Raw genomic sequence first — 25,571 nt, forward strand, 5'->3', positions numbered from 1 at the left:
ATTCACCTGTTTTCTATCTTCTCAAATTATTAGCTATCTGAAGCATATCGTCAGATGACTGTATTGCCTTTGAGCTAACTTCATATGCTCTCTGAGCAACTATAAGCTTTACCATTTCGTCAACAACCTGAACATTGGAGGATTCAAGAAAACCCTGTTTCATAATGCTCTTTGCATTTTCATCTTCGCTGACCTGTACAGGTTCTCCTGTAGCTGAATTGCTTGAATAAAGGTTGTTTCCTACTGCTTCTAATGCATACTTATTAGGGAAAATTACCATTCCTATAGTCTGATCCATAGGAACGCTAACGCCTTCTGCATCTTTATAGCTCATCTCTCCACGTGGAGAAACTGAAAGCTCCGATATATTTACTTCAGGGTCGAATAGTATCTCCTCTCCCGAATTGTCAAGAACAGCGTATCCATCGGATGTAGTAAGTTTCTTCATACCGTCCTCTGTAATACTCAGCTTAAAGGAACCATCTCTTGAATACTGAACAATTCCCTGTGGGCCCATTATAGTGAAGAAGCCTTCTCCGTCTATGGCGAAATCGAGATTGGAACTCGTCTGCTCAGGGGTACCGTTTTCAAAATTTCTCACTGTGGAGCTTACTACCGTTCCATGTCCTACCTGAAGATTTACAGGCTTTCCGGCATCATTCAGAACATATGCCCTGTCCATTGTCTGGTACAGGAGATCCTTAAATTCTGCTCTTTCCTTTTTATATCCAGTAGTATTAACGTTTGCAAGATTATTTGAAATAACATCTACATTGAACTGTTGAGCCTTCATTCCTGAGCCGGCTGTATATAATGCTCTCATCATAGCCTTTAAACCTCCAAATAAATTTAAAATATATGTTTATCGGAATCTATTATCTAACCAAACCTACCTCATTGACTGCTTTTTCCAACGTTCCATCCTGAGCCTGCAAAACTTTCTGATTTGCCTCATAAGCTCTCATAACTGTTATCATATCAACCATCTCATCTATAACATTAACATTTGACTGTTCATCATAACCCTGAATAACTGAACCTGTGAATTCAGCTACCTCACCTCCGTTATTCTGAACAAGATTATTTCCGAATTTTCTTAATTGAGTTGAATCCGCAAACTGAGCTATACGAAGAGTGTCAACAACAGCCCCGTTCTGCATGATGTTACCTTTACTGTCAACTGTAAAATCCCCCTGTTTAAGGGTTATAGGTCCTTTTTTGCCTAATACGGCATATCCATCCCCTGTAACCAGCTGATTGTTAGCGTCCAGACAAAATGAACCGTTTTTTGTATAGAACTCCTGCATTGTGTTATCCTGCGGATTTATAACTCCTACAGTGAAAAAAGCAGGACTTGCTGTCGTACCTGAACTGTCATCTTTAATTGCCAGGTCGTATCTGTCTCCGGTCTGCACCATCTGGCCCTGTGTGTAATATGTATATACTTCGCCGACATCACTACTGAGCTCCATTGTACCAACAACGGCTGACGGATTGGTCGGACTCTGTGTGTCGTTAATTCTCCTTGTTAAAATTTCAGGAAAACTCTGGTAAACTACTGTATCCTTCTTGTATGCCGAAGTATTGACGTTTGCCATATTATTTGTAATAACGTCCAGTTTCTTTTGATTTGCCAGCATACTCCACGCAGAAGTATATAAACCTCTAATCATAAGATATCTCCTTATGTAAATTCATTACTCTATATATCGGCAACTATAATTATTTACTTTAGATTTTTTCTATACTAATATATCCTAAATATCAAAAAGAGGGGTAAATGTTTTACCCCTCGATTCACTCTTTTTTATCTTTTATAATTTGCCCTGTTTTCTGTAAGAGCACTGGCTTCAATGGCTTCTATATTGTCCAGCGCCTTACCAGTTCCAAGGGCTACACAAGAGATAGAATCATCTGCAATTATTACATTTATACCTGTTTTCTCCTGAAGCAATTTATCCAGACCGTAAATAAGACTTCCACCGCCTGTCATAACTATACCCCTGTCACTTATGTCAGCTGCAAGCTCAGGTGGCGTACGTTCCAGAACTGAATGTACGGCTTCAACAACACTTGAAATAGGTTCTTCCAATGCTTCCATCATCTCAGTTGAGGATATGGTGATTGTCTTTGGAAGTCCTGAAATCAGGTTCCTTCCTCTGATGTCCATTGTAACCTCCTGAACTCGTGGATAAACCGTACCTATGTTGATTTTCAATTCTTCGGCGGTTCTTTCACCTATCATAATGTTGTGTTTTTTACGCATATAACGAACAATAGCTTCGTCAAACTTGTCTCCGGCTATCTTTATGGAAGTACTTACTACTGTACCGCCCAGTGATATTACAGCAATATCCGTAGTACCGCCGCCCATGTCAACAACCATGCTGCCACATGCCTTTGCAATATCAATGCCTGCTCCAATAGCAGCTGCAATAGGCTCTTCTATCAAATATGTCTTTCTTGCTCCAGCTTGCATGGATGCATCTATTACAGCACGCTTTTCAACTTCTGTAACACCGCTGGGAACACAAACCATAATTCTTGGTTTGAAAAACTTTCTGTTCCCGGTTACTTTATTTATGAAATATTTAAGCATTCTCTCTGTTATGTCATAATCGGAAATTACACCTTCACGCAGAGGCCTGATAGCCACTATGTTTCCGGGTGTTCTTCCCAGCATTCTTCTTGCCTCTTCGCCTACCGCAAGTAATTTATTTGTGTTCTTATCTATAGCTACAACGGATGGCTCCCTTAATACTATTCCCTTACCTTTAATGTATACAAGTACTGTGGCAGTACCCAAATCAATACCGATGTCCTGTCCAAATCCCAAACGAAACAACTCCTTGATTCCCTTAATTTGATAATTTAACAGAAATTATAACCATTTATAGAGTACGATTTAAATTTGTACATATTAAGTCAAAATTATCTATTATTTATATTATCATATTAATATAATTATGCAATATTTTTGTACTTTTTAAAAGTTACAAAATGGTAAATATTTCTTGCCTTATAAAGCCACTTTTTCCAATATGCCCCTAAGCTTTGCAATTGCTATTCCGTAATTGCAGATACTTACATTCTGGGCCCCTGCTGACTCTATACGAGAAAGTACATATTTTCTGTTAAACATACAGCAGCCGCACTGAATAACCAGTGAGTATTTTGACAAATCCTTTGGAAAGTCCGCCCCACTGACAATGTCAACTGTCAGGTCTTCACCCACTTTTTGTCTGAGAAGCCTTGGAAGCTGTACACGTCCGATATCCTCACTGAGCGGTGCGTGTGTACAGGCTTCTGCAATCAGAACAGCTGATTCTTCAGTTAGTGCGTCTATTGCTTCTGCACCTTTAATGTATGCAGAAATATCACCTTTGTATTCTGCAAACAGCACGGAAAATGATGTCAACAGGCTTTCTTCAGGTTTTTTTGCATATACCTTGTCGAACACCTGAGAATCGGTAATTATTAATTTTGGAGGTTTTGCCATTGCCTTTAGTGCATTATCAAGCTTGTCGGTAGTAACACTCATAACCATACATTTTAAATCCAGCAAATCTCTGATTACCTGCACCTGGGGCAAAATCAGGCGACCCTTTGGCGCCTGAATATCCTGAGGCATAACCAGCAATACCAGGTCTCCTTCGTTTACAAGGTGAGCTGTTATGCTGCTTACCTCAAAATCTTCCGGCACGGCTCTTATGAGTTCTTCTCTGACTTTATCAAGTCCGGTTTTTTCCTTTGCACTGATAATAATTGGCATCAGTCCAAGAGTGTCCTCTACCTGCTTTGTTATATCATCGGTATTTTCAAGTATATCTGCTTTATTGATAACAGGAATAACCGGTATTTTACGTTTTTTAAGCTCATCAGTCCATTCCTTTTCCAACGAAAGCTCTGTTCCCGAGAAAAATACGATGGCTACATCTGTTTTTTCAATGGCCTTACGGCTTTTTTCTATTCTCAATTCTCCTAAAGTACCAACATCGTCAAAACCCGCTGTATCAATAAACATAACAGGGCCTATGGGATGCAGCTCCATTGCCTTGTATACGGGATCCGTAGTGGTTCCGGCGATTTCGGATACCAGCGCAATGTCCTGTCCCGTTATTGCATTAATTAGTGAAGATTTTCCGCTGTTTCTTCTGCCGAATAGCGCAATGTGCAGCCTGTTTGCACCCGGTGTATTTGTAAGACTCATTTTTATTCCTCCTAATCTAGAACCTGAAATCCCTCTTACCATCATGGAGATCACTTAAATGCTCTTTTACGATTCTTTTAACATCATCGTTTTGCAGCAGCTCCACTTCTTTTTCTATCATTTTTTCACCTTTTGCTCTTGTGTCTTCCGATGCGTAGTCTTCCAGATATTCTTTTAGTGTCATAATTGCATTGGGATGACAAACGTGTGCAATTGCACCGCTTTTAACAAGTCTCATAAACCTGTCCCCTGTTCTACCTTCCCGGTAGCATGCTGTACAAAAGCTTGGAATATACCCCAGTACCAAAAGCCAGTTAACTATTTCATCCATGGTTCTTGTATCGTTTACTTCAAATTGTGCAGAGTTCTCTGATTCTTTTTCTACGTAACCGCCTACACTTGTTGAAGACCCTCCGCTAATTTGAGAAACACCCAATTTGAGACATTCCCCACGGGTCTTCTCCGATTCTCTTGTGGACATGATTATACCTGTGTACGGTACTGCTATACGAAGAATTGCTACAATTTTTTCAAATATGGAGTCAGGTATTGCATTTGAATACTCCTTCAAATCCACATCATCCGCCGGCCTTATACGTGGTACGCTGATTGTGTGAGGCCCAACTCCCATTGCATCCTCCAAATGCTTTGCGTGCATAAGCAAACCTACAAAATCATATTTGTAAAGGTTCAGGCCAAAAAGGACACCAAGGCCTACATCATCAATTCCACCCTCCATTGCTCTGTCCATGGCTTCAGTATGATAAGCATAATTGTGCTTTGGCCCCTTGGGGTGTAGGTACTCGTATGTTGGCTTATGATAAGTTTCCTGAAATAATATATAGGTTCCTATTCCCGCATCCTTGAGCTTTTTGTAATTTTCAACGGTTGTAGCGGCAATATTCACATTAACTCGGCGGATTGCACCATTCTTGTGCTTTATTCCGTAAATTGTTTTTATACTGTCCAATACATATTCTATTGGACAGTTCTCCGGATCCTCTCCCGTTTCAAGTGCAAGTCGTTTGTGACCCATATCCTGCAGGGCCATAACTTCCCTGACTATGTCCTCCTGAGACAACTGCTTTCTTGCTATATGCTTGTTTGAGCCGTGGTAGGGGCAATATCTGCACTCATTTACACAGTAGTTTGAAAGATAGAGAGGTGCAAACATTACTATCCTGTTTCCATAGAATTTCTTTTTAATATGCTCTGCAAGCTTAGACACCTTTTCTTTAACCTCATCCAGCTCACATTCCAGTAATACTGCTGCTTCCCTGTAGCTTAATCCTTTGTACTCAGCTGCCTTTTGAAGGATATCTTCTATGAGCGATATATTCTCCTTGTTACTGCGGGCATACTCCAGTGTTTCTAAAATTTCCTCGTCGTTAATAAAGTCTTCGGCTTTTTTTGATTTGCTGTTATACATATTAATTCCTCCACAAAACAGATTTTTAATCTGACATTACGAGGATGTTATAAGTGGATTTATATTTTCGAGTAAACGGTCTTTGTATTGACTCCCCTTAACATTCCTAATTTCCCTGAAAGTGAGCTGATGACATCATTTGGGGCATCAACAACCACGCTTATAATGGAGACACCCTTTTCACGGTATGGAATACCCATTCTTCCGACTATATATTTCCCAAATTCATGCAGAATCAGGTTTATCTTTTCTGCTGACGATAAATCATCAACTATTATTCCTATCAGAGCAATCCTTGTCTCCATTTGGCTGCCTCCCTTATAAATAAAATAAAACCCCGGATGCTTTACAGGCACGGGGTTTTTCATACTCCACCTTATAGCACCGCCTTACCACTTGGGACTAACCCTCGTGCATTCAGAACGATTATTTTAAATAATCTCTTCGCTCTTAGTATTAAAACTTTGAGTTCAGATACTTTGATAATATTTTAACATATTCACACAGTACCTTCAAGTTAATAATTACCCACCTTTTAAGATAAATATTGCAAAACCTGCCCGGTACTACTAAAATATATTTAACCCACAAATACGGAGGAAGTTATATGAATTGGTTCAGAAAATTTATGATTGGAAGGTACGGGCCTGATCATTTGTCCGCCGGACTTCTGTTTTTATCACTGCTTATTTCATTAATAGGTATGTTTGTACCGGTTAACTGGTTTGGTTATCTGTCTTATATTCCGCTGCTGCTGTGCCTTTACAGAATGTTTTCTAAAAACATTTACCGCAGAAGAGCAGAAAACAATAAGTTTCTAAAGTTCTGGAATCCTGTTGCCGGCTGGTTTTTTAAAAGAAAAAACCGATTAAAAGATTCTAAAACTCACAGGTATTTCAAATGTCCTCAATGCAAACAAGAGGTACGTGTTCCCAAGGGTAAAGGCAAAATTCAGATAACCTGTCCAAAATGCAGGACAGAGTTCATACGCAAATCCTAATTATAAAGAAAAGTTTACTAAGACCCACCTAGTGTGGGTTTTTCAGTTTTCTTTTTTGCACGCTTGCAGTATGGAAGGTATTTTGAATTTTCCGTATGGTATTTTAAGCACTCGGCACATTTGCCGTGACGCACACATGATTTCTTTTTGCAGCTGCACTTTTCTAATCCGTTTTCAAGAACCATCCCTCAAAACCTCCTGAATTCTCTTAATAAACTATTTTTATTATAAGGTTAGTATCCTGCGCTATTCGGTAAATGTCAACTGATAAAGGGAGTGTCGCAAAACTACTTAAAAAGTAGTCAGCGGTGCTCCCTTCTTTTGCTCCAATATTTTTTGTTGTTAAATTGTTGATTACTCTGTAGTTAATTCCCTATTTTGTGGAATTTGAGCGCACTTTAATAGGCCTATTAGATTTCGTTGGAATTTTAGCAGGCTTTTACTTCATGAAGTTCTTTTCCACATCGGTCATTTTGAATTTTGGAGTGTAATTTGTTTATGTTATAGCCAAAACATAGCAGGATAAATTCGGTTTTAACACTGTTTTTCCCTCGTGTTAAAAAACGGCTGAAATTGTAATCACTTTTTAGAACTCCAAAGGCTCCTTCAACTTGGATGGAACGATTTACCCTTAGAAGAATGCCTTTCTCCGTCAAGATGTTTTCATAAGATTTTTGTCTCTTTTTTACAAATGTCTTAGATACCTGCATTTTGCGATTTCCTTGGGCTTTTGTACACTTAGACTTATAGGGGCAATTACTGCAATCTTCACATTCATATATGCTAATCTCGGAACGATATCCTGTTGCTGATTTTCTATGAGTTGTTCCTGACATTTTTAATTGTTTTCCATTATGGCACGTATACTCATCTTTCTCTTCATCATACTGCATATTTTCACGCTTGCTGATATCTTTCTTGAAGCTTTTCTTCTTCCATATCTCGTATGTTTGAGGTTTTATATAGCTTTTCTGATGCTTTTCTTCCAAATACAGATAGTTTTCTTCGCTCTCATAGCCAGAGTCTGCAATTACGTTTTCATAACATCTACCTAAGTTTGATTCCATACTTTTTAGAAATGGGATTAGTGTAGCAATGTCATTCCTATCCTGAAAAATTCCAATGCCAGTAACATACTCGCTTTCAACTCCAATCTGAACATTGTAGGCAGGTTTTAGCTGAGTATTACGCATGTGGTCATCTTTCATATGCATGAATGTTGCATCAGTATCCGTTTTGGAATAACTGTTTCTCCCCTCGAACAGCTGGTTATGGGCATTGTATTTTTCCTGACGTTCTTTAAATTCCTTGAACTGCTCTGTGAATCTTTGTAATTGAGTTTTACGTTTTCCGATTCCATGAACAAATTCTATGTTATCTTCTTTTTGCTTGTCCTTTAAATATTCAAGAACTTGCTCTAAATCCGCCAATATGCTATCTTTTGATACTGAAAAGTTAGTCAAATATGACTGGTTTATATCCTCTAAGCAAGCTTTTATTTTCTCAAACATCTTTGCTTCGTTTTTATTGACTACTTTCTTCCATACAAAGGTATAGCGGTTTGCATTTGCCTCAATTTTAGTACCATCCACAAAAAGGTTTTCGAATTTAACTTCTCCGATAGAATGCAGGTGCTGTACCATTTGATAGAATAGGTCTTCTATTGCCTCTGGAAGATAATCCTTACGGAATCTGGCTATAGTTGAGTGATCTGGCTTTGATTCCCCTTGGAGCAACCACATGAAATTAATATCTCTTTTACATGCAGTTTCAATTTTTCTACTTGAGTATATGTTATTTGAGTTTGCATATGTTATTACCTTAAACATGGTCTTTGGGTCAACTGCCGGTTTTCTTCCAGTAGAAGAGTAAGCCTTATACAACTTTGTGTAATTCAATCCCTCCAATATTTGGCTTAACAGTCTGACAGAATCATCTTCAGGTATTAACATCTCCAAATTTAAAGGCAAAACTAATTGATAGTATCCGTTAAATTCGGTATAATTTTTATGTTGCATAAGTTTTTTCACAAATTAAATTATACAACACTTGCGGGCCCTACGGGACCCGCATTTTACTATTTTAGGGACAAAAAGGGGACTGTTGCACAGTGAATAAATTTATTCATTGTGCAACAGCCCCTTTTGTATATGATTTTTTCAGAAAAAACGCATAACCTTTTCCTCTAAAAAACTAATTTTTCTAATGTTTTATGATAGGAAACTATCAATATGAAACCTCCTTACGACAGCTTCATAACTGCTTTTCCCTTTTTCTGCGTCCGAAAATCTTTTGTAGCCCATTATAAATCGGAACTGAATGTTTAGCCATCAGCGGGCCGGTAATAGCTAAAATAAGCACATATAACACCGCAAAGGATTGGATTACCGGCATAAGTCCTCCGGCTTTGCCCATGTTTGCCATAATAATCGAAAACTCGCCTCTTGATACCAGCGTAAGGCCTATATTTGCTCTGGCCTTTCCATTAATCCCTGCTGTACGGCCCGCTATTATACCGGAAACCATATTACCGATAATTGTAAACACCGCCGCAATAATTGCCATCCAAACTGCACCGCCCAGGGAAAGCGGATTAATTGTAAGCCCGAAACTGAAGAAGAAAACAGCTCCGAAAAACTCCTTGAAAGGAAGAATGTTGTGCTCTATTCTTTTTGCGTGTACAGACTCTGCAAATACCAGCCCCACCAGCAATGCACCTATAGCCTCAGCAACGTGCAGAGATTCTGAAAATCCTGCCACTAGGAACAGAAATGCCATTACTATCAGTAAGAACAACTCTGTGGACGGAATATCCAAAAGTTTGTCAAGATATTTAATCAGTCTCTTTCCGACAAACAGAATAAACAGTATAAATACTATGGCTGTGGCCGCAGTGAAAATAATTCCCCATACAGATTTGGACCCGCTTAAAAGTAATCCTGATAATATAGAAATATGTATGGCAATGAACAAATCATCAAACATAATCATTCCCATAATTATTTCTGTTTCCTTATTAGCCGTTCGCTTAAGATCCATTAGCACCTTTGCAACAATTGCTGTTGAAGAACTGGTCATAATACCGCATATAACCAAGGTTTCTTTTATTGGAAGACCTCCAATCCAGCCCATTATCAAACCCGTGGAAAAGTTGATTAAGATATAGGATAAACCACCCGTTAATATTGATTTGCCCGATTTAACAAACCTCGATACAGAAAATTCCATACCCAGACTAAAAAGAAGGAAAAGAATACCCAGACGTCCCATAAACTCAATAAATTGGGAGCTTTCAATAAATCTAAGATCAAATATACCATAATACGGTGCATGTGGCCCTACAGCCATCCCAATCAAGATGTAAAAAGGAATAACTGAGAAGCGCAGCCTTTTTGATATCAACCCCATTGCTGCTATTAATGCAACCGCTAAACCAATCTCGAAAATTAAATTGTGCATTATAACCCCCCATCTCTAATATAATCTTTGAATATTTTCAAATTCTTTCTTTCTGCTATGACAATTAGTGTGGAATCAGGGGTAAACTGATAGTCCGGTCCGGGATTGATATTCTTTTCACGGTTTTTTTCAATCACTGCGAGTACGGTGACTCCGGTTAACTTGCGTATATTCATTTCCGTAATGGTTTTTCCAACACATGCAAAGCCTTCCCCAACCTTATACCACTCAATAACCAGCCCGCCTAATACTACCTCTATGTTTTCCAACGACTTAGGGCTATATGCCATGCCCCCGATAATACCTGCCAGCAGCCTTGCTTCTGCATCCTCCATACTGACCATAGATGCACTGTCATCCTCTCCATTATTAAAATGGTACAACTCCCGACGGCCATCGTCGTGAACAATAACCACAATTTTATCTCCGCCGTTAACTTCCATTTCAAATTTCTTCCCAATTCCCGGTAAATCCAGCTCTCTGATTATCACAAATATTCCCTCCAAAATTCTCGTACTTTTTATACGCACCCTGTCAAAACCCGTTCTCAGGCGACAGTCTGTCTATAATTAATATAAGTATTTTCTCCTGTCTTAAATTTTACTATGCAATCTGATTCTAATAACGAACTCTGATTCTTTCCATCACAGCGTTGCTGCCTTTTTAATTATTAATAACCACCTCGCCTCTTTTTAGATATTTTTATTTGAAAATTGCGACAGGACTCATAAGGTTCGCCAAAAAACTATGGGACTCTTAATTAAATCCGTATGGCTGCGTGTAATAACAGTCCGACTATATTTAGTTGTAATCTTGTTTCAATACTTCAGATAAAACTTTTGTAAAAAATTTGATAATCAAATGGCTTTACAAATGCTAATCAGCCATTTTTTTAACAGAAAAGAATCAGATGGTATTCACCGTACTCTCATTTTAGCTCATTTTAGCACAATTTTCAATACTTCATTTGAAATTTTTCATTTAATACTTATTATCGATGATTATCTAAGTAAATCATCTGTTATATCAACGAATCTTTTTTGACATTTCAAGTAATTAGTGAAACACTATTTGTTTATCCATAAACACATATAATTTATGTAAACAGATTGCTTCGAACGAATTTATATATTACTAATGAAAAAAGGACCCTGAGATATAATCCCAAAGTCCTTTACCTCTCAATTCAATTGACAGTCATATCAATTGGATGTGAGATAGTTCCTTATGGTATTCAATTCACCTGTCAGAAATGTTGATCTAACATTATAGCCTGAATATTCAGATAATTTGTCCAGAAACAGGTCAAATTTTGCAACCTTTGTTGAAGGATTTACACCTGAACTTGTAAAGTATCTGAATGTTTGCTTAAACGGTTCCCAGCCAATTGTATTCTTGATTCTGATAAAGCAATATGTAACTCCGTCTCCGCTATAAGTTCCTCTTGCTATTGAGTTATTATAACTCCCTGATGCATCTGCCCTATAGTAATTTTCCAATTGTGAGCCAACATAGTACATATTATTCTGCCAAACCTTTCCTCCAAGCTGTTCAAGAATATAGTACATTTTTGTATTAGCCCAGAACTCTGCGTCCCAGTTCCAACCTTCCTGGTCAAAATCATGCCCAATTTCATGAAGTATCCCGAATGACCAGTCATCATTTGCGTTAATCCGGCCTATCTCCTCTGCTATATACGGTTGATTCCAGTTAATCGGGTTTCCTGCGATTGCCCAGTAACCGAGATATATATGAGAGGACATAATACCGATTTTTGCTCCGCTGAATGGTTTTGTTCCTACTAATTCATAATATTTATTATATGCATTATCCAGGTGGCCAATCCAACGAGTGTCATTTGTTCCTGTGAAATTTGCCCATTGATTGCTTTCAAGATCCAAATACAGGTTAGTACCGCTACGTCTTTCAAGCTCAGTTATTTCAATGTTATCAAAGTATGCCTTTCCCTTCATTAAATTTCCATAGAATCCGAGTCTGCATCCAATCTGAACACTTCCACTCTCGGGAGCGATAAAATCAAGATATACTTTCTTCCACCCAAAAGTTCCCACTGAATCCGTACTATCACTTAATGTCCACTCACCCATTAAGCAGATATTTGCTCCTACGGTAGACGTACCATCAGGAATAATATTTTCGCCTTTTACATAAGCACTCAGAGAATATGCCTTTCCGGGTGTAAGCTGAACTGTCTGAACCCATCTGGCATCATTATAGGAATTTGATGTTATGCTGATACATCTGCTTCCATTTATACCTGCGTTTGGCTCCCATGTAAAACTACTTCCGCTTGTCCATGCATCTGCAGTCCAATCAGACGGCATATTAAAGGAACCATTTTCAAAACTACCATTTGCTATTGTAGTAACAGCACTGACTTGATTTGCACCTAATACATCTTTAAGTACAGGTATATTTACTGGTAATGCCTGAAGCGCAAGCGCTAGGGATAAACCTGTACATACAACTTTAAATCTTTTCTTCATTTTAACTCCTCCTTGGTATTAATATAAGTTGATAGAAAATATATTACATATTACCAATAAGTATATATTCTGTCAATTATTATCATTTATTAAATTACAATACATTTATTTAATAGGAGGATTATGAATTAACATATTCCCTTTTGAATGCAAAAGCCGGGTTGCTACTCGCTCCCGGCTTTTCTTGATTTCACTTCTCTATGTAAATTTATTTCGCCTGATATTTTGCCTTTGTTGCTTCGCCACCGCGTATATGCCTTTCTGCCTTATTTTCCTCGAGTATTATCCTTACTTCATTCATAAGTACAGGATTTATTTTTTCCAACCGTTCGGTTACGTCCTTGTGGACTGTGCTCTTGCTTATTCCAAACTTTTTAGCGGCGTATCTTACTGTCGTCCTTTTGTCGATGATATAATTTGCAAGTTCCAAGACCCGCTCTTCTATGTACTCCTTCAACCATATACCCCCCTTTTGATAAGGCATTATTCACTGCATCGTAGATATATTATCCTTTAAGCAAGTTTAAACTCACTAAAAAGCTGTATGGCATCGTCTACAGTGTATATATATGCCTCTTGGGAAGGGCTTATGAATGATAGCTGCAAAATTTAGTAAGATGCATTACAAAACTAATTTTATTTCAATTACTATTAAATGCACCTTTAAATATTTTAATAATTTCTTCGGCAAGAACATCTGCGGACTTGTCAGGCTCATTATACAGCCAATACATTAGCAGTTGGCTATAGCCTGCAACATAGAATCTTGTCTGAGTTATGTAAAATGAATCCTTACGGGCTTTATCCGCACCAACCGTATTATTCAATATAGTAGTAAACCAGTCAAAAATCAGCTTTTGAAAAAAATTATTAAATGATTGCTGTTTATCATCCTTAAAAGCATTTTTAAAGAATTTGCGGTTCTCCTCAAAGTAACGAAGAATTCTGGGAACCTGATTTATTGATTGCTGTATTAATGATTCTCCCGCAACAGCATCATAATCTATTACAAGCATCTGTGTCACTATCTGGTACAGCAGGTCATACTTATCGTTAAAGTGATTATAAAAGGAATGACGGTTTACTTCCGCTATATCAGTGATATTTTGTATCCTGATCTTGTCAAATGGCATTATTGTCATCAAATACTGAAATGCCTCAATTATAGCTGTTCTGGTTCGTGTTTTTTTATGTTGATATTTCACTAATATCACTCCTTTGTTATTTTTTGGACAAACTTTCAATTTTGTCTATTTAAATAGTATACTAATTGGTAATATAATTCTCAATAGTAAATAATTTCCATTAAAGGAGTGATAGTTATGTCCCATGTATTATTTATTAATGTATTTGGTCACGGACACATAAACCCCACCATTAGTATAGTTAGTGAATTGGTGGACAGAGGAGAGAAAGTTACATATATAGCAGGAGAAGAATTTAAGGACAAAATAGAAGGTGCAGGCGCCAGATTTATTGGATATAAGAATTTTGACGAACTTGGATTCAATAACGGTGATATCAGCCCTACGGAAATTGAACCTCAGTTAATGGAAATAGCTCGTGTTTATGTGGAGATTATAGAGATTGTTTTCAGCATTAAGGACAATTTTGACTACGTCATATATGACTCATTATTTTTTGTAGGCGCGGAAATAGCAAAAATATTAAAAATCCCTGCCATCAGCTCAAATTCCACTTTTGCAGTAAATGATAAAACAAATTATCTGTGGTCGTTTTTTACAAGGTTCGGGCCTGTTATAAAAGAGCTTCTCAATAAGCCTGACTTCGCAGCAATTAATTTTTTAAGGGAAAAGTACGGGATAATTGTACCTGATTTATTAGGCTTACACAAATTGAAAAGTGACCTTAGTTTAGTTTACACTTCAAGATATTTTCAAATGAATAGTGAGAGTTTTGACGACAGCTATAAATTTATCGGGCCTTCAATATCTGACAGACAAGAAATACTTGCACCTGAACTGATAAGTAAGGAAAAAAGCAAAATCATTTATATTTCTTTGGGCACTATTTTTAACAAGTCTATAGAATTTTATGAAAGCTGTTTTGAAGCTTTCAGAGGCATGGATGCAAAAATTATTATGTCTGTTGGCATGAATATAGATATCGACAGCTTTAAAGATATTCCCGACAACTTTATTATCAGGAATTATGTACCTCAGCTGGAGATTTTAAAACATGCGGATCTCTTTATAACTCACGGCGGGATGAATAGTACAAACGAAGGATTGTATTATTCTGTACCTTTGATAGTTGTACCTCATTTTTTTGACCAGCCGGTTGTAGCATATAGAGTTGCCGAACTGGGTGCAGGCATAGTAATTGAAAAAGATAAAGTATCTCCTGCGCTTTTAAAAGATTCCGTTACCAAGATTCTTTCAGACAAGTCCTACAAGGTAAACAGTGAAAAAATAGGTAAGTCACTGCGAGAATCAGGAGGGAACAAGAAAGGAGTTGATGAAATTCTTATCTTAAAAGACAGAAAAAAGGCAGCAGGTGAGCTTATTTACATTTAACTTTTATATTATAGGAGGTCTATTATGAAGAAAAAACTAATCTCGTCACTGTTTTGTGCAGCACTGATGTTTGCAAATGTTATCGGTTCAAATGTTTATGCATTTGATCAGAAAATCGATCCCGGTCTTCAATCTTATATTGATAAATCAAAAACAAATGTAAATGAAGCGGAGGCAATTTATAAAGAAATAATTGATACATTGAGCTTTCAGGCATACATAGAAAAAAACTGGAACAACCTACCTGTAGAAAAAGACATGGATCTGTATAATTCTACTGACAAATGGGTTGGAAAACCGGGAGATATCCTCATTACAGTATTTGATAAAACTAACAGTGATATCAATGCAATTACTATGGGTTCCCTTACCACACATGCAGCCTTTGTAGATTCTGACCCTACAAAAGTTCTGGAACTTTTTCAGGATGGTATAGGCAATCGTGAAAATGACTGGAGAACCAGATACAAAAAAATCCTTGTTGTACGTCCAAAGGTTGACCCCAAAGTTATTGCGGATGCAATTGCATACGGACATACCAGAATTGGTACTCCATTCAGCTACTTTAGTAATATGTTCCAGAAAACAAAGATAGATAAATACTATTGTTCACAGTTTGTTTGGGATTGTTATTTCAAAAGTGGAGTTGATTTGGATGGAAATGGCGGAAAAGCTGTTTTCCCATACGACTTTTTAAGAAGTGATAAAGTATCAATTGTTTATAAGCAGGGCTAATAGTTTAAAATTAATTTTGCGACAATCCCTATTTATGTCAAAAAAGCAACTTCAAAAATGAAGTTGCTTTTTTTATAAGTATAAACTCTTATTTAATTACAGTTTTGCCGCCCATGTAAGGTTGCAATGCAACCGGTATATTTACCGAACCGTCTTCATTAAGGTTATTTTCCAGAAATGCAATAAGCATTCTCGGCGGAGCAACAACTGTATTATTTAGTGTATGAGCAAAGTATTTTCCGTTTTCTCCGTCAACACGGATTTTTAAGCGGCGTGCCTGAGCATCACCAAGGTTTGAACAGCTTCCAACCTCAAAATATTTCTTTTGTCTTGGTGACCATGCTTCTATATCCACTGATTTAACCTTCAAATCAGCGAGATCTCCTGAACAACACTCCAGAGTTCTAACGGGAATGTCCAGGGATTGGAATAAATCTACAGTGTTCTGCCACATTTTATCATACCACATCATGCTGTCCTCAGGCTTACAGACAACTACCATCTCCTGTTTTTCAAACTGATGTATTCTGTAAACTCCTCTTTCCTCTATACCGTGAGCTCCTTTTTCCTTTCTGAAGCAGGGTGAATAGCTGGTCAGAGTGTAAGGCAGTGAAGTTTCGGGTATTATGGTGTCTATAAACTTTCCTATCATGGAGTGTTCGCTTGTACCAATGAGGAACAAATCTTCACCCTCTATTTTGTACATCATAGCTTCCATTTCAGCAAAACTCATAACTCCAGTTACAACCTCGCTGCGTATCATGAAAGGAGGTATGCAGTAAGTGAAGCCACGGTTTATCATAAAATCTCTGGCATATGAAATTACAGCAGAATGAAGTCTTGCAATATCCCCCATCAGATAGTAGAAGCCATTACCTGCAACCTTTCTGGCACTGTCCAAGTCAATTCCCTTTAACTTTTCCATAATTTCAGTGTGATAAGGAATCTCAAAGTCAGGCACTACTGGCTCACCGTAACGTTGAACCTCTACGTTCTCGCTGTCATCCTTTCCTATGGGAACACTTGGGTCAATTATATTAGGAATGGTCATGAGAATGTTTTTTACCTTCTCTTCAAGCTCATTTTCTTGTACTTCCAACGCTGCTAGGCGTTCAGATTGAGCTGTAACCTGCTGCTTCATTTCCTCTGCCTCAGCCTTTTTACCCTGAGCCATAAGTCCGCCAATCTGCTTTGAAATTTTGTTTCTGTTTGCTCTTAAAGTTTCTGCCTCCTGCTTTGCGCTTCTCAGCTCAGAATCAAGAGCAATAACCTCATCAACTAACCTAAGCTTTCTATCCTGAAATTTATTCCTTATATTCTGCTTTACAATTTCGGGATTCTCTCTGACAAATCTTAAATCTAACATCCTTGTTCCTCCTGTATTAAATATTGTAGTTTTAAACGAATTAAATAAAATCAAAAAAACCTTCTGTCCCAAATAATACTGGGACGGAAGGTATCCGCGTTGCCACCCAAATTGCCGATAAAAAATACCGGCCACTCGACATAAGTACTATAAAGGGTACCAACCTTTCGATTCGTCACCGACAGCTCCAAAAGTGGATAGATTTATTCTTTCACCGATTTTCACCACCCACCGGCTCTCTAGAGAAATAAACAAATCATAGCTTTTATTATCACTGTTTTTTGGTATTTTGATATATTATTTTCTATTATATATATATTTATTCCAGTTTTCAAGTATTCATGCTGTTTTAATCAACCGCTTCACATTCACGCATTGCAAGTATAGTCTGCTGTATCAGGTAATCCAATTCCCATCCCAGTAATTCAGCTCCACGTTCTATAACCTCTCTGGAACATCCGGCTGCGAAATTGGAAGTCTTATATTTTTTCTTAACCGATTTCACCTCAAGGTCTGAAACACTTTTTGAAGGCCTCATAAGAGCAACTGCGCCAATGAGTCCTGTAAGCTCATCCACTGCATAAAGAACCTTTTCCATTTGATGTTCAGGCTTTATATCCACGGTAAGGCCATAGCCATGACTTGCGGTTGCACGAATAATCAGCGGGTTTATTCCCTTTTCCTTCATGATTTCCTGTTGCTTTATACAGTGTTCCTCAGGATATTGCTCAAAATCCAGATCATGCAGTAAACCTACGATTCCCCAGAAATCCTCTTCCCCCGAATAACCCAACTGTCTTGCAAAATATCTCATTACACCTTCCACAACCTGTGCATGCTTCAAATGAAAAGCATCCTTGTTATACTCTGTAAGAAGCTCCCATGCTTTTTCCCTCGTAATTGTACTCATACTTACTCCACCTCTTTTTGCAAAATATAGATATATATATTATAGTCGGTTTACAGCGGCTTCAAGCTGTAAAAAAGCCTTTTCCAGTATTACTCTGGGGCAGGCAATATTTATCCTTTGAAAGCCTTTTCCCTCTTCCCCAAACATTGCCCCACCGTCAAGCCACAGCTTTGCATCACTTACTATAAGTTTTTCAAGTTCCGCTTCAGTCAACCCAAGTTCTTTAAAATCCAGCCATATCAGATAAGTTCCCTGTGGCTCCGCAAGCTTTACCTGTGGCAGTCTTTCAGCAAGAAAGTTTCTGACAAAAGACAGGTTTCCTGCAAGATAAGCCTTTAGCTGTTGCAGCCATTCATGACCATGCTGGTAGGCTGCTTTACAGGCAACGATTCCCATAGTATTAATCTGACCGTGTCCGGTCTTGTTTATCTCACTCTTTATTGCTCCTTTAATCCCCCTGTTACTTATTATGATATTAGATACTTGCAGTCCCGCAAGGTTAAAGGTCTTACTGGGAGCGGTACATGTAATAGTAATGTCGGCAAATTCAGGCTTTATATTTGCAAACACCTGATGTCTGTAGCCGTCATAAATAAAATCAGCGTGGATTTCATCAGCTACAACTGTAACACCATGCTTCAGGCATATATCTCCCAGCCTTATAAGCTCCTCTCTTGTCCATACCCTGCCTACCGGGTTATGGGGATTGCACAGAATGAACAATTTTACACCGTTCTCTATTATTTTAGTCTCAAAATCTTCAAAATCTATAGAATAGGTTCGGTCATTATATATAAGAGGATTATTTACAAGAGTTCGTTCATTATCAATTATTACATTTGAAAAGGGATAATACACGGGTCTTTGAATCATAACCGCATCACCTTTGTCAGTTAATGCCCTGACGGCCACGGCAATTGCAAAAACAACACCGGGTGTTTTTACAAGCCATGACGGATGTATTTCCCAATCAAAGTTATCCATAAACCACTTCTGGAGGGTCAGAAAATATTCCTCCCTTGTTTCGGAGTATCCAAAAATACCGTGTTCACCTGATTTTACGAGAGCCTCTATGACAGGGGCCGGTGTTCTGAAATCCATATCTGCAACCCACAAGGGTATAGCATCATCAGGCATTCCGTTTCTCCCATGGAAGTCGTGCTTTACTGAATTGGTATTTTTCCTGTCAATTACTTCGTCAAAGTTATAGTTCATAAATAACCTCCTTTACACTTAAATTAATTCCTTTAATATTACATTGTTAGAAAATTAAAGTCAATATCCTACTAAACATATATGAAAAATATTATTATTAATTCAAAAGATATTGACATTTGCATATACGAGGAATATAATGAATACATACTAATTATATAGGAAATATATGAAATATACATATTCATTTCCTATATGCATAACTCACTGATAATTACATTAAACTAATATAAAAGGAGTGTATTAAACATGGCAAAAATATATAAAAGTCTTACTGACCTAATTGGGAAAACCCCTCTTCTCGAACTTTCAAACTACGAAAAAACACACGACTTAAAAGCAACTGTTATTGCAAAACTGGAATATTTTAATCCGGCAGGCAGTGTAAAGGATAGAATAGCAAAGGCTATGATTGATGATGCCGAAGCAAAGGGTATTTTAAAGGAAGGTTCTGTAATAATCGAGCCTACCAGTGGAAATACAGGAATCGGCCTGGCATCTGTTGCTGCTGCAAGAGGATATAAAATAATTCTTACCATGCCTGAAACAATGAGTATAGAACGTAGAAATCTCTTAAAGGCATATGGTGCCGAGCTTGTATTAACCGAAGGTGCAAAGGGTATGAAGGGAGCAATCGCTAAGGCCGAAGAACTGGCAGCATCAACTCCAAACAGCTTTATTCCGGGTCAGTTTGTGAATCCGGCAAACCCTGCGGTTCACAAGGCTACTACCGGCCCTGAAATCTGGGAAGACACAGACGGAAAAGTTGATATATTTGTTGCCGGAATAGGTACAGGCGGCACAATCACCGGAGCCGGTGAATACCTGAAGTCACAGAACCCAAATGTAAAAGTAGTTGCAGTTGAACCTGCAAGCTCCCCCGTCCTTTCTAAAGGAACTGCAGGCCCACACAAGATACAGGGCATAGGTGCCGGTTTTGTTCCCGATACCTTGAATACTAAGATATATGATGAAATAATTGCAGTTGAAAACGATGATGCTTTCGCAGCCGGAAGAGAACTTTCCAAGGCGGAAGGCCTTTTGGTAGGTATTTCATCAGGTGCGGCACTTTGGGCTGCAACCGAACTTGCAAAACGTCCCGAAAATGCAGGAAAGCATATCGTAGTACTACTTCCAGATACCGGTGAAAGATATCTTTCAACACCTTTATTCTCTGAATAATAAACTCAATAAATTAAAATCACCAGGTAAAAGGCAGATGAAAGCTGTAAGATGGCGTTCTTCTGCCTTTTGCTTTGTTATGTTTGTACTGCCGCCATTGAAATAACACATTAGAAGTGTTAAAGTATATTCAACAAGTACCATAAAGACAGCAAATAGTAAGGATGTGAATAGATTGGTTGTGTTGATTACAGCGGGTGGAACAACTGAAAAAATCGATGACGTAAGAGCTATTTCAAACAATTCCACCGGACGATTAGGGACTGCAATAGCAGAGGCCTTTTTGAATTATAAAAGTACTTCTATAGAAAAGATTTACTATGTCTGCGGACAAAGTGCAGTTGTACCTTCATCAAATAAAGTAAGTATTATAAGGATAGAAAGTGTAGCACAGCTTGCATCTGCACTGGAAGAAATCCTTGCCAGCCACAAGGTTGATATAGTGGTTCATTCCATGGCGGTAAGCGACTACGGTGTTGATTGCGTTACAACTAAGGACAGTATTTGCAAATCCATAGAGGGCTATATTCTAGAAAATCCGGAGAAAATCGCAGCTCTGCATCCAAAAGACCTTGCTAAAAACATAACCGACTATGTATTCAGTAATTCAGCAATTAATAATGAAAATAAGCTTAGTTCCGATATAAACGACCTTATAATAAGTCTGAAGAAGACTCCTAAAATCATTGGAATGATTAAAAAAATTCAACCGGAAACAACACTTGTGGGCTTCAAACTTTTAAGCAATGCAGCTAAAGAAGAGTTAATAGACATTGGTTACGGCCTGCTTGAAAGAAACAATTGTGAAATGGTACTGGCAAATGATATGAGCCGGATTACCAATGACAGTCATACAGGGCATCTGATTTTCAGGGATAAGTCGTACCTGACCTATCAAACAAAAGCACAAATAGCAGATGCAATAGTTGCTCATTCTATTGAAATTACTTTGAGCAAAGGGAGGGTTTAGAATGAAAAATATTATTCTTGGAGTAACGGGAAGTATCGCAGCCTACAAAGCGGCTGATATAGCAAATATATTGACCAAGCGTGGTTACAACGTTGACGTTATTATGACAAAGAGTGCAATGGAATTTATTACTCCACTGACTTTTCAATCCCTGACTAAAAACAAAGTTTACTGGAACATGTTTGAGGAGATTACACCTAAAGAAATAAAGCACATATCTCTTGCAAAGAAAGCGGACTTGTGTCTGCTTGCCCCTGCCAGTGCTAACCTGATTGGCAAAATTGCATCAGGTATCGCCGATGATATGCTAACAACAGTGGTAATGGCAATGAACAAGATTCCGGTCTACATTTGCCCTGCCATGAATACCAACATGTACAATAACCCAATTGTTCAGCGAAATATCAGAACTCTTTCGGAACTGGGGTACAGGTTTATTGATCCCAAAGAGGCAGTTCTGGCCTGCGGAGACCTTGGAAAGGGTGCATTGGCTGATGTTGAAACTATAGTAAATACTGTAGAAACATATTTTAAATAACTCTATTGGTGGTATATATATTGTAGCATTGTTAAAATAAATCAGGAGGCCTTTCAATGAAGGAATTAATCGATAAACTATATGAAACACAAGGGCTTGAAAGAAGTGAACTGCTCCTAATATTAAACAATTTCAACGCAGATATAAGCGAATATCTGTTTGAAAAAGCACGATTTGTTTCCAAAAGCCATTTTGGTAACTCCATTTATACAAGAGGCTTAATAGAGTTTACTAATTTTTGTAAAAACGATTGCTATTACTGTGGTATCAGCAGAAGCAATAAAAATGCAGACAGATACAGATTAAGCATGGAAGAAATCCTATCCTGCTGTAAAACAGGGTACGAACTTGGTTTCAGAACTTTCGTTTTACAAGGCGGTGAAGATGGATTTTATTCTGAAGACAAAGTTGTTGAAATAATAAAAAGCATCAAATCAGCATACCCCGACTGTGCAATAACCCTTTCTATCGGTGAACACAGCTATGAATCCTACAAAAGATTTTTTCAGGCCGGAGCCGACCGTTATCTGTTACGTCATGAAACGGCAACGGACGAGCATTACAACAGGCTCCATCCCACAGAACTTTCATTGGCTGACAGAAAGCAATGTCTGTACAATCTGAAAGAAATCGGTTTTCAGGTAGGAACCGGCTTTATGGTAGGCTCTCCATTCCAGACCATGGAAAACATAGTAGAAGACTTACTGTTTATAAAAGAATTTAAGCCGCACATGATTGGGATAGGGCCTTTTATACCACATAAGGACACACGGTTTTTAAACGAAAAACAAGGTAGTCTTGAATTGACACTTTTACTTATAGGAATATTAAGGCTTATGAACCCCAAAGCCCTTATCCCTGCAACAACTGCATTGGGAACTATTGATTCCAAGGGACGAGAAATGGGTATTCTGGCAGGGGCAAACGTTGTAATGCCAAACCTTTCCCCTGTTTCTGTAAGAAAAAAATACGCATTGTATGATAACAAGATATGCACTGGAGAGGAAGCAGCAGAATGTAGGTTCTGCCTTCAAAACCGTATGCAGAAAATCGGTTATGAGCTTGTTGTGGACAGAGGGGATTATAAGGAATAGCAGAAATTTTTCTATTTTAACACCTGTACTCCCGTATAAAATTATATCAATGATTGCTTCCAAGATGGTAGAGTTTCTGGCGGCTCAGCAAAGGATATTTTACCGGCGCTCACATTCATCGTCCATGATTCATGGTTTCGCTAAAACCTACCTAGTGATATGCTCCCCTTGTGGTAGACAGATAAAATAATTAAAACTGTTTATCAAAAGGAGGAGCATGTTTTTGTGAAAAGAATACGTAAATTTACATCAGATGAGAAATTAAGATGCGTTTTCAGGTGCATTGAGGGAAAAGAGCCGGTTCGTCACGTTGCAAATTTGATAGGAGTCAATCATATTACATTGAAGGAATGGATTAGAAATTACAAAGTATTAGGAATCGCCGCTCTAAGCACCACTCATAAGAGGCCTATTTATTCCGATGAGCTAAAAGAATCAGCTGTTAAAGACTATCTTAATGGTATTGGTTCTCAGGAATCTCTCTGCTTAAAATACAGTATACTTGCTAAAAGTACATTACGTAATTGGATTTTGAAGTATAATAGTCATATGGAAGATTCAATAGCAGGAGGAACATCTTTAATGACTGATGCCCATGAAGTCACTTATTACGAAAAATTTGAAATAGTTAGGTATTGTATTGAACACCAGAAAAATTATTCTGAAACAGCCCAAAAGTTTAATGTATCTTATCATCAGGTTTATTCTTGGACACACAAATATGAATCTGGAGGTATAGATGCCTTGCAGGACAATCGTGGAAAGAAAAAGAATAAGGGTGAATGGTCTGAGCTAGAAAAACTGAGAGCTGAGAACCGCAGACAAAAAATGGAGATAGATTTTCTAAAAAAACTCGACGAGATAGAAAGGAGGCGGTTCTAAGTCAGGTAAGATATGAAACTATTTATCTGGCAATACAAGAGCTTCACGATATCATAGCATATCCAATCACAGAATTATGTAATATTGCAGGAATTCAACGCTCTTCATATTACAAATGGCTTAATAGAAAAGAAAGTAACAATGAACAATTCAATAAAAAACTACTTCATATTATAAAAGATGTATATGAAGAGAGAAATGGTATTCTTGGATATCGTCAGATGACAGTCAAGTTAAATCGTGAGCACGATTTCCATGTAAACAATAAGAGAATATACAGACTTATGAGAATACTTAACTTAAAATCTGTGTGCCGTAAAAAGAAAAAGATCTATATCAAATCAACTCCCGAAATTGCTGCAGAAAATGTACTTAATAGAAAATTTTACACGGATGGATTTGGCAAGAAGTGGCTTACTGATATAACAGAAATGAAGTATGGTCTAAATAGCAAAGCTTATCTTAGTGCTATACTGGATTTAGGAGATAAAAGTATTGTATCTTTTGTACTTGGTCATTCAAACAACAATGAACTGGTATTTAATACATTTGACTTTGCACACAATAAATATTCTAAAGCAAAACCAATTTTCCACAGTGATAGAGGATTCCAATATACATCAAGGATATTTAAGAAAAAACTTGATGAGGCAGGCATGACACAGAGCATGTCAAGAATTTCCCGTTGTATTGATAATGGGCCAATGGAAGCATTTTGGGGAATGCTTAAATCCGAAATGTATTATCTAAAAAAATTTAACACATACGATGAACTCGAAGCAGCAGTTAGTGAATACATAGATTATTACAATAACTACCGCTACCAGAAGAGTCTTGACGGTATGACTCCAATAGAGTACAGGCAACATCTTATGGAAAACTTACATAAAGAGGACGCCCACCATAATTAAATGATTGACGTCCTTAAGAATTTATTTTTTCCCTGTCTACTTGACAGGGAGCATATCATAGTGTAGGTTTCCCGGTAAAATATCCATGTTCGCCTATAAACATCTGCAAATATCTTTAACCAAGCTTTCATTGATACAATTTATACTCCTTAAGTACAAGTTAAAAAGGTAAAAATTATTTTCGACAACCCAGTTATTTTTGCTAAAATGCTATTTAAGCAGAGCATTTGCTATAAGCATGTCAAACTTCCTTATATCAACACCTTTTTGCAGATTTATTTTAATATGACCTGCCCGAGTCCACAACTCAACTTCAGCATTAAAATCAAGAAATCGACCTGCATTTTCTGTTGACCACATATTAATGGATGAATATGGTAAATAGTACACCTCAACCTTTTTACCGGTGAGCCCCTGTGCATCCCTTACAATCAGCCTCTTATTGGTGAAAACTGCGGTATCCCGGAATGTTTTATACGCAGCTACTGCCACTTCTCCCTCAACCATCAGATCGTTTACGTCCTCAGGGATAGGACATTCAGATACCAGAGTCCATGCCAGAATACTATTTGTTTCAGCCATGCAAAATTCCTCCTTATGGTTTACGATTTTTTAAACCCATAGTA

Annotated in this window: 26 protein-coding genes; 9 read left to right on the forward strand and 17 right to left on the reverse strand. The window is 37.7% G+C overall.

The genetic code is table 11. The features are described from left to right. Positions 1–13: 13 nt before the first annotated feature. The 6 genes from CLO1100_RS18460 to CLO1100_RS18485 all read right to left on the reverse strand — a co-directional run bounded on the left by CLO1100_RS18460 (position 14) and on the right by CLO1100_RS18485 (position 5,944). Positions 14–826 (reverse strand): flagellar hook-basal body protein, encoded by an 813-nt coding sequence (locus CLO1100_RS18460; protein ID WP_014315290.1) that lies wholly within the window; start codon positions 824–826, stop codon positions 14–16. Positions 827–875: 49 nt separating this feature from the next. Further along, entirely contained in the window at positions 876–1,673 is a 798-nt protein-coding gene (locus CLO1100_RS18465; protein ID WP_014315291.1) for a flagellar hook-basal body protein, read from the reverse strand. A 134-nt stretch (positions 1,674–1,807) separates the two neighbouring features. Further along, positions 1,808–2,836: a rod shape-determining protein gene (locus CLO1100_RS18470; RefSeq protein WP_014315292.1), complete on the reverse strand. Its 1,029-nt coding sequence runs from the start codon at positions 2,834–2,836 to the stop codon at positions 1,808–1,810. Positions 2,837–3,019: 183 nt separating this feature from the next. Beyond that, a complete protein-coding gene (hydF, locus tag CLO1100_RS18475) occupies positions 3,020–4,210 on the reverse strand; it encodes a [FeFe] hydrogenase H-cluster maturation GTPase HydF (protein WP_014315293.1) in 1,191 nt (396 codons plus the stop codon). A gap of 16 nt (positions 4,211–4,226) precedes the next feature. Beyond that, positions 4,227–5,639, reverse strand: a complete 1,413-nt coding sequence (gene hydG / locus CLO1100_RS18480; protein WP_014315294.1) for a [FeFe] hydrogenase H-cluster radical SAM maturase HydG — start codon at positions 5,637–5,639, stop codon at positions 4,227–4,229. Between the two features lie 59 nt (positions 5,640–5,698). Continuing rightward, positions 5,699–5,944: a TM1266 family iron-only hydrogenase system putative regulator gene (locus tag CLO1100_RS18485; RefSeq protein ID WP_014315295.1), complete on the reverse strand. Its 246-nt coding sequence runs from the start codon at positions 5,942–5,944 to the stop codon at positions 5,699–5,701. A 302-nt stretch (positions 5,945–6,246) separates the two neighbouring features. On the opposite strand from CLO1100_RS18485, the gene CLO1100_RS18490 reads away from it, so the two are divergent. After that, positions 6,247–6,639, forward strand: a complete 393-nt coding sequence (locus CLO1100_RS18490) for a hypothetical protein (protein WP_014315296.1) — start codon at positions 6,247–6,249, stop codon at positions 6,637–6,639. A gap of 17 nt (positions 6,640–6,656) precedes the next feature. Here CLO1100_RS18490 and CLO1100_RS20895 read toward each other — a convergent pair whose 3' ends face one another. From CLO1100_RS20895 to CLO1100_RS18520, 7 genes are all read right to left on the reverse strand, one after another. Then, positions 6,657–6,824, reverse strand: a complete 168-nt coding sequence (locus tag CLO1100_RS20895) for a hypothetical protein (RefSeq protein ID WP_014315297.1) — start codon at positions 6,822–6,824, stop codon at positions 6,657–6,659. Positions 6,825–7,067: 243 nt separating this feature from the next. Next, positions 7,068–8,657, reverse strand: a complete 1,590-nt coding sequence (locus CLO1100_RS18495) for an IS1182 family transposase (RefSeq protein ID WP_014312332.1) — start codon at positions 8,655–8,657, stop codon at positions 7,068–7,070. 235 nt (positions 8,658–8,892) lie between these two features. Beyond that, positions 8,893–10,098 (reverse strand): cation:proton antiporter, encoded by a 1,206-nt coding sequence (locus CLO1100_RS18500; RefSeq protein WP_014315298.1) that lies wholly within the window; start codon positions 10,096–10,098, stop codon positions 8,893–8,895. Then, a complete protein-coding gene (locus tag CLO1100_RS18505; protein ID WP_014315299.1) occupies positions 10,098–10,589 on the reverse strand; it encodes a cation:proton antiporter regulatory subunit in 492 nt (163 codons plus the stop codon). The genes CLO1100_RS18500 and CLO1100_RS18505 overlap by 1 nt, the downstream gene beginning before the upstream one ends. 711 nt (positions 10,590–11,300) lie before the next feature. Next, positions 11,301–12,605, reverse strand: coding sequence for a M60 family metallopeptidase (locus tag CLO1100_RS18510; protein WP_014315300.1), 1,305 nt, complete (start codon positions 12,603–12,605; stop codon positions 11,301–11,303). A gap of 208 nt (positions 12,606–12,813) precedes the next feature. Beyond that, on the reverse strand, positions 12,814–13,062 hold the full coding sequence (gene spoIIID / locus CLO1100_RS18515) for a sporulation transcriptional regulator SpoIIID (RefSeq protein WP_004618537.1): 249 nt from the start codon (positions 13,060–13,062) through the stop codon (positions 12,814–12,816). A 184-nt stretch (positions 13,063–13,246) separates the two neighbouring features. Further along, a complete protein-coding gene (locus CLO1100_RS18520) occupies positions 13,247–13,810 on the reverse strand; it encodes a TetR/AcrR family transcriptional regulator C-terminal domain-containing protein (RefSeq protein WP_014315301.1) in 564 nt (187 codons plus the stop codon). 117 nt (positions 13,811–13,927) lie between these two features. On the opposite strand from CLO1100_RS18520, the gene CLO1100_RS18525 reads away from it, so the two are divergent. After that, complete coding sequence (locus CLO1100_RS18525; protein WP_014315302.1) at positions 13,928–15,142, forward strand: macrolide family glycosyltransferase; 1,215 nt, start codon at positions 13,928–13,930, stop codon at positions 15,140–15,142. 24 nt (positions 15,143–15,166) lie between these two features. Next, the gene (locus CLO1100_RS18530; protein ID WP_014315303.1) at positions 15,167–15,877 is read left to right on the forward strand and encodes a YiiX/YebB-like N1pC/P60 family cysteine hydrolase; all 711 of its coding nucleotides are present in this window, start codon (positions 15,167–15,169) and stop codon (positions 15,875–15,877) included. 88 nt (positions 15,878–15,965) lie between these two features. Here the strand turns inward: CLO1100_RS18530 and serS are convergent, their stop codons facing one another. The 3 genes from serS to CLO1100_RS18545 form a co-directional block, all read right to left on the reverse strand. Next, positions 15,966–17,243: a serine--tRNA ligase gene (gene serS / locus CLO1100_RS18535; RefSeq protein ID WP_014315304.1), complete on the reverse strand. Its 1,278-nt coding sequence runs from the start codon at positions 17,241–17,243 to the stop codon at positions 15,966–15,968. A 349-nt stretch (positions 17,244–17,592) separates the two neighbouring features. Next, positions 17,593–18,153, reverse strand: a complete 561-nt coding sequence (locus CLO1100_RS18540) for a hydrolase (protein ID WP_014315305.1) — start codon at positions 18,151–18,153, stop codon at positions 17,593–17,595. A gap of 39 nt (positions 18,154–18,192) precedes the next feature. Next, on the reverse strand, positions 18,193–19,368 hold the full coding sequence (locus CLO1100_RS18545; RefSeq protein ID WP_014315306.1) for a MalY/PatB family protein: 1,176 nt from the start codon (positions 19,366–19,368) through the stop codon (positions 18,193–18,195). 249 nt (positions 19,369–19,617) lie between these two features. On the opposite strand from CLO1100_RS18545, the gene cysK reads away from it, so the two are divergent. The 6 genes from cysK (at position 19,618) to CLO1100_RS18575 (ending at position 24,945) form a co-directional block, all read left to right on the forward strand. Next, positions 19,618–20,550 (forward strand): cysteine synthase A, encoded by a 933-nt coding sequence (cysK, locus tag CLO1100_RS18550; protein WP_014315307.1) that lies wholly within the window; start codon positions 19,618–19,620, stop codon positions 20,548–20,550. A 181-nt stretch (positions 20,551–20,731) separates the two neighbouring features. Further along, positions 20,732–21,520, forward strand: a complete 789-nt coding sequence (locus CLO1100_RS18555) for a phosphopantothenate--cysteine ligase (RefSeq protein ID WP_242836743.1) — start codon at positions 20,732–20,734, stop codon at positions 21,518–21,520. Between the two features lies 1 nt (position 21,521). Then, a complete protein-coding gene (coaBC, locus tag CLO1100_RS18560; protein ID WP_014315309.1) occupies positions 21,522–22,058 on the forward strand; it encodes a bifunctional phosphopantothenoylcysteine decarboxylase/phosphopantothenate--cysteine ligase CoaBC in 537 nt (178 codons plus the stop codon). Between the two features lie 56 nt (positions 22,059–22,114). Then, positions 22,115–23,152, forward strand: a complete 1,038-nt coding sequence (hydE, locus tag CLO1100_RS18565; RefSeq protein WP_014315310.1) for a [FeFe] hydrogenase H-cluster radical SAM maturase HydE — start codon at positions 22,115–22,117, stop codon at positions 23,150–23,152. Between the two features lie 225 nt (positions 23,153–23,377). Continuing rightward, a complete protein-coding gene (locus CLO1100_RS18570; RefSeq protein WP_014315311.1) occupies positions 23,378–24,034 on the forward strand; it encodes a helix-turn-helix domain-containing protein in 657 nt (218 codons plus the stop codon). Positions 24,035–24,054: 20 nt separating this feature from the next. Then, positions 24,055–24,945, forward strand: a complete 891-nt coding sequence (locus tag CLO1100_RS18575; protein ID WP_148265090.1) for an IS3 family transposase — start codon at positions 24,055–24,057, stop codon at positions 24,943–24,945. A 210-nt stretch (positions 24,946–25,155) separates the two neighbouring features. Here CLO1100_RS18575 and CLO1100_RS18580 read toward each other — a convergent pair whose 3' ends face one another. Further along, positions 25,156–25,527 (reverse strand): PH domain-containing protein, encoded by a 372-nt coding sequence (locus CLO1100_RS18580; protein WP_014315313.1) that lies wholly within the window; start codon positions 25,525–25,527, stop codon positions 25,156–25,158. Positions 25,528–25,571: the final 44 nt, after the last annotated feature.

It is taken from the genome of Clostridium sp. BNL1100 (genome assembly GCF_000244875.1).
GTDB lineage: Bacteria > Bacillota > Clostridia > Acetivibrionales > DSM-1351 > Ruminiclostridium.

What these genes read in the sequence shown, in the direction of transcription:
- CLO1100_RS18460 (WP_014315290.1), bottom strand. Translation starts at nt 826, where the DNA reads ATGATGAGAGCATTATATACAGCCGGCTCAGGAATGAAGGCTCAACAG.
- CLO1100_RS18465 (WP_014315291.1), bottom strand. Translation starts at nt 1,673, where the DNA reads ATGATTAGAGGTTTATATACTTCTGCGTGGAGTATGCTGGCAAATCAA.
- hydF (WP_014315293.1), bottom strand. Translation starts at nt 4,210, where the DNA reads ATGAGTCTTACAAATACACCGGGTGCAAACAGGCTGCACATTGCGCTA.
- hydG (WP_014315294.1), bottom strand. Translation starts at nt 5,639, where the DNA reads ATGTATAACAGCAAATCAAAAAAAGCCGAAGACTTTATTAACGACGAG.
- CLO1100_RS18485 (WP_014315295.1), bottom strand. Translation starts at nt 5,944, where the DNA reads ATGGAGACAAGGATTGCTCTGATAGGAATAATAGTTGATGATTTATCG.
- CLO1100_RS18490 (WP_014315296.1), top strand. Translation starts at nt 6,247, where the DNA reads ATGAATTGGTTCAGAAAATTTATGATTGGAAGGTACGGGCCTGATCAT.
- CLO1100_RS20895 (WP_014315297.1), bottom strand. Translation starts at nt 6,824, where the DNA reads ATGGTTCTTGAAAACGGATTAGAAAAGTGCAGCTGCAAAAAGAAATCA.
- CLO1100_RS18495 (WP_014312332.1), bottom strand. Translation starts at nt 8,657, where the DNA reads ATGCAACATAAAAATTATACCGAATTTAACGGATACTATCAATTAGTT.
- CLO1100_RS18500 (WP_014315298.1), bottom strand. Translation starts at nt 10,098, where the DNA reads ATGCACAATTTAATTTTCGAGATTGGTTTAGCGGTTGCATTAATAGCA.
- CLO1100_RS18510 (WP_014315300.1), bottom strand. Translation starts at nt 12,605, where the DNA reads ATGAAGAAAAGATTTAAAGTTGTATGTACAGGTTTATCCCTAGCGCTT.
- CLO1100_RS18525 (WP_014315302.1), top strand. Translation starts at nt 13,928, where the DNA reads ATGTCCCATGTATTATTTATTAATGTATTTGGTCACGGACACATAAAC.
- CLO1100_RS18530 (WP_014315303.1), top strand. Translation starts at nt 15,167, where the DNA reads ATGAAGAAAAAACTAATCTCGTCACTGTTTTGTGCAGCACTGATGTTT.
- serS (WP_014315304.1), bottom strand. Translation starts at nt 17,243, where the DNA reads ATGTTAGATTTAAGATTTGTCAGAGAGAATCCCGAAATTGTAAAGCAG.
- CLO1100_RS18540 (WP_014315305.1), bottom strand. Translation starts at nt 18,153, where the DNA reads ATGAGTACAATTACGAGGGAAAAAGCATGGGAGCTTCTTACAGAGTAT.
- CLO1100_RS18545 (WP_014315306.1), bottom strand. Translation starts at nt 19,368, where the DNA reads ATGAACTATAACTTTGACGAAGTAATTGACAGGAAAAATACCAATTCA.
- cysK (WP_014315307.1), top strand. Translation starts at nt 19,618, where the DNA reads ATGGCAAAAATATATAAAAGTCTTACTGACCTAATTGGGAAAACCCCT.
- coaBC (WP_014315309.1), top strand. Translation starts at nt 21,522, where the DNA reads ATGAAAAATATTATTCTTGGAGTAACGGGAAGTATCGCAGCCTACAAA.
- hydE (WP_014315310.1), top strand. Translation starts at nt 22,115, where the DNA reads ATGAAGGAATTAATCGATAAACTATATGAAACACAAGGGCTTGAAAGA.
- CLO1100_RS18580 (WP_014315313.1), bottom strand. Translation starts at nt 25,527, where the DNA reads ATGGCTGAAACAAATAGTATTCTGGCATGGACTCTGGTATCTGAATGT.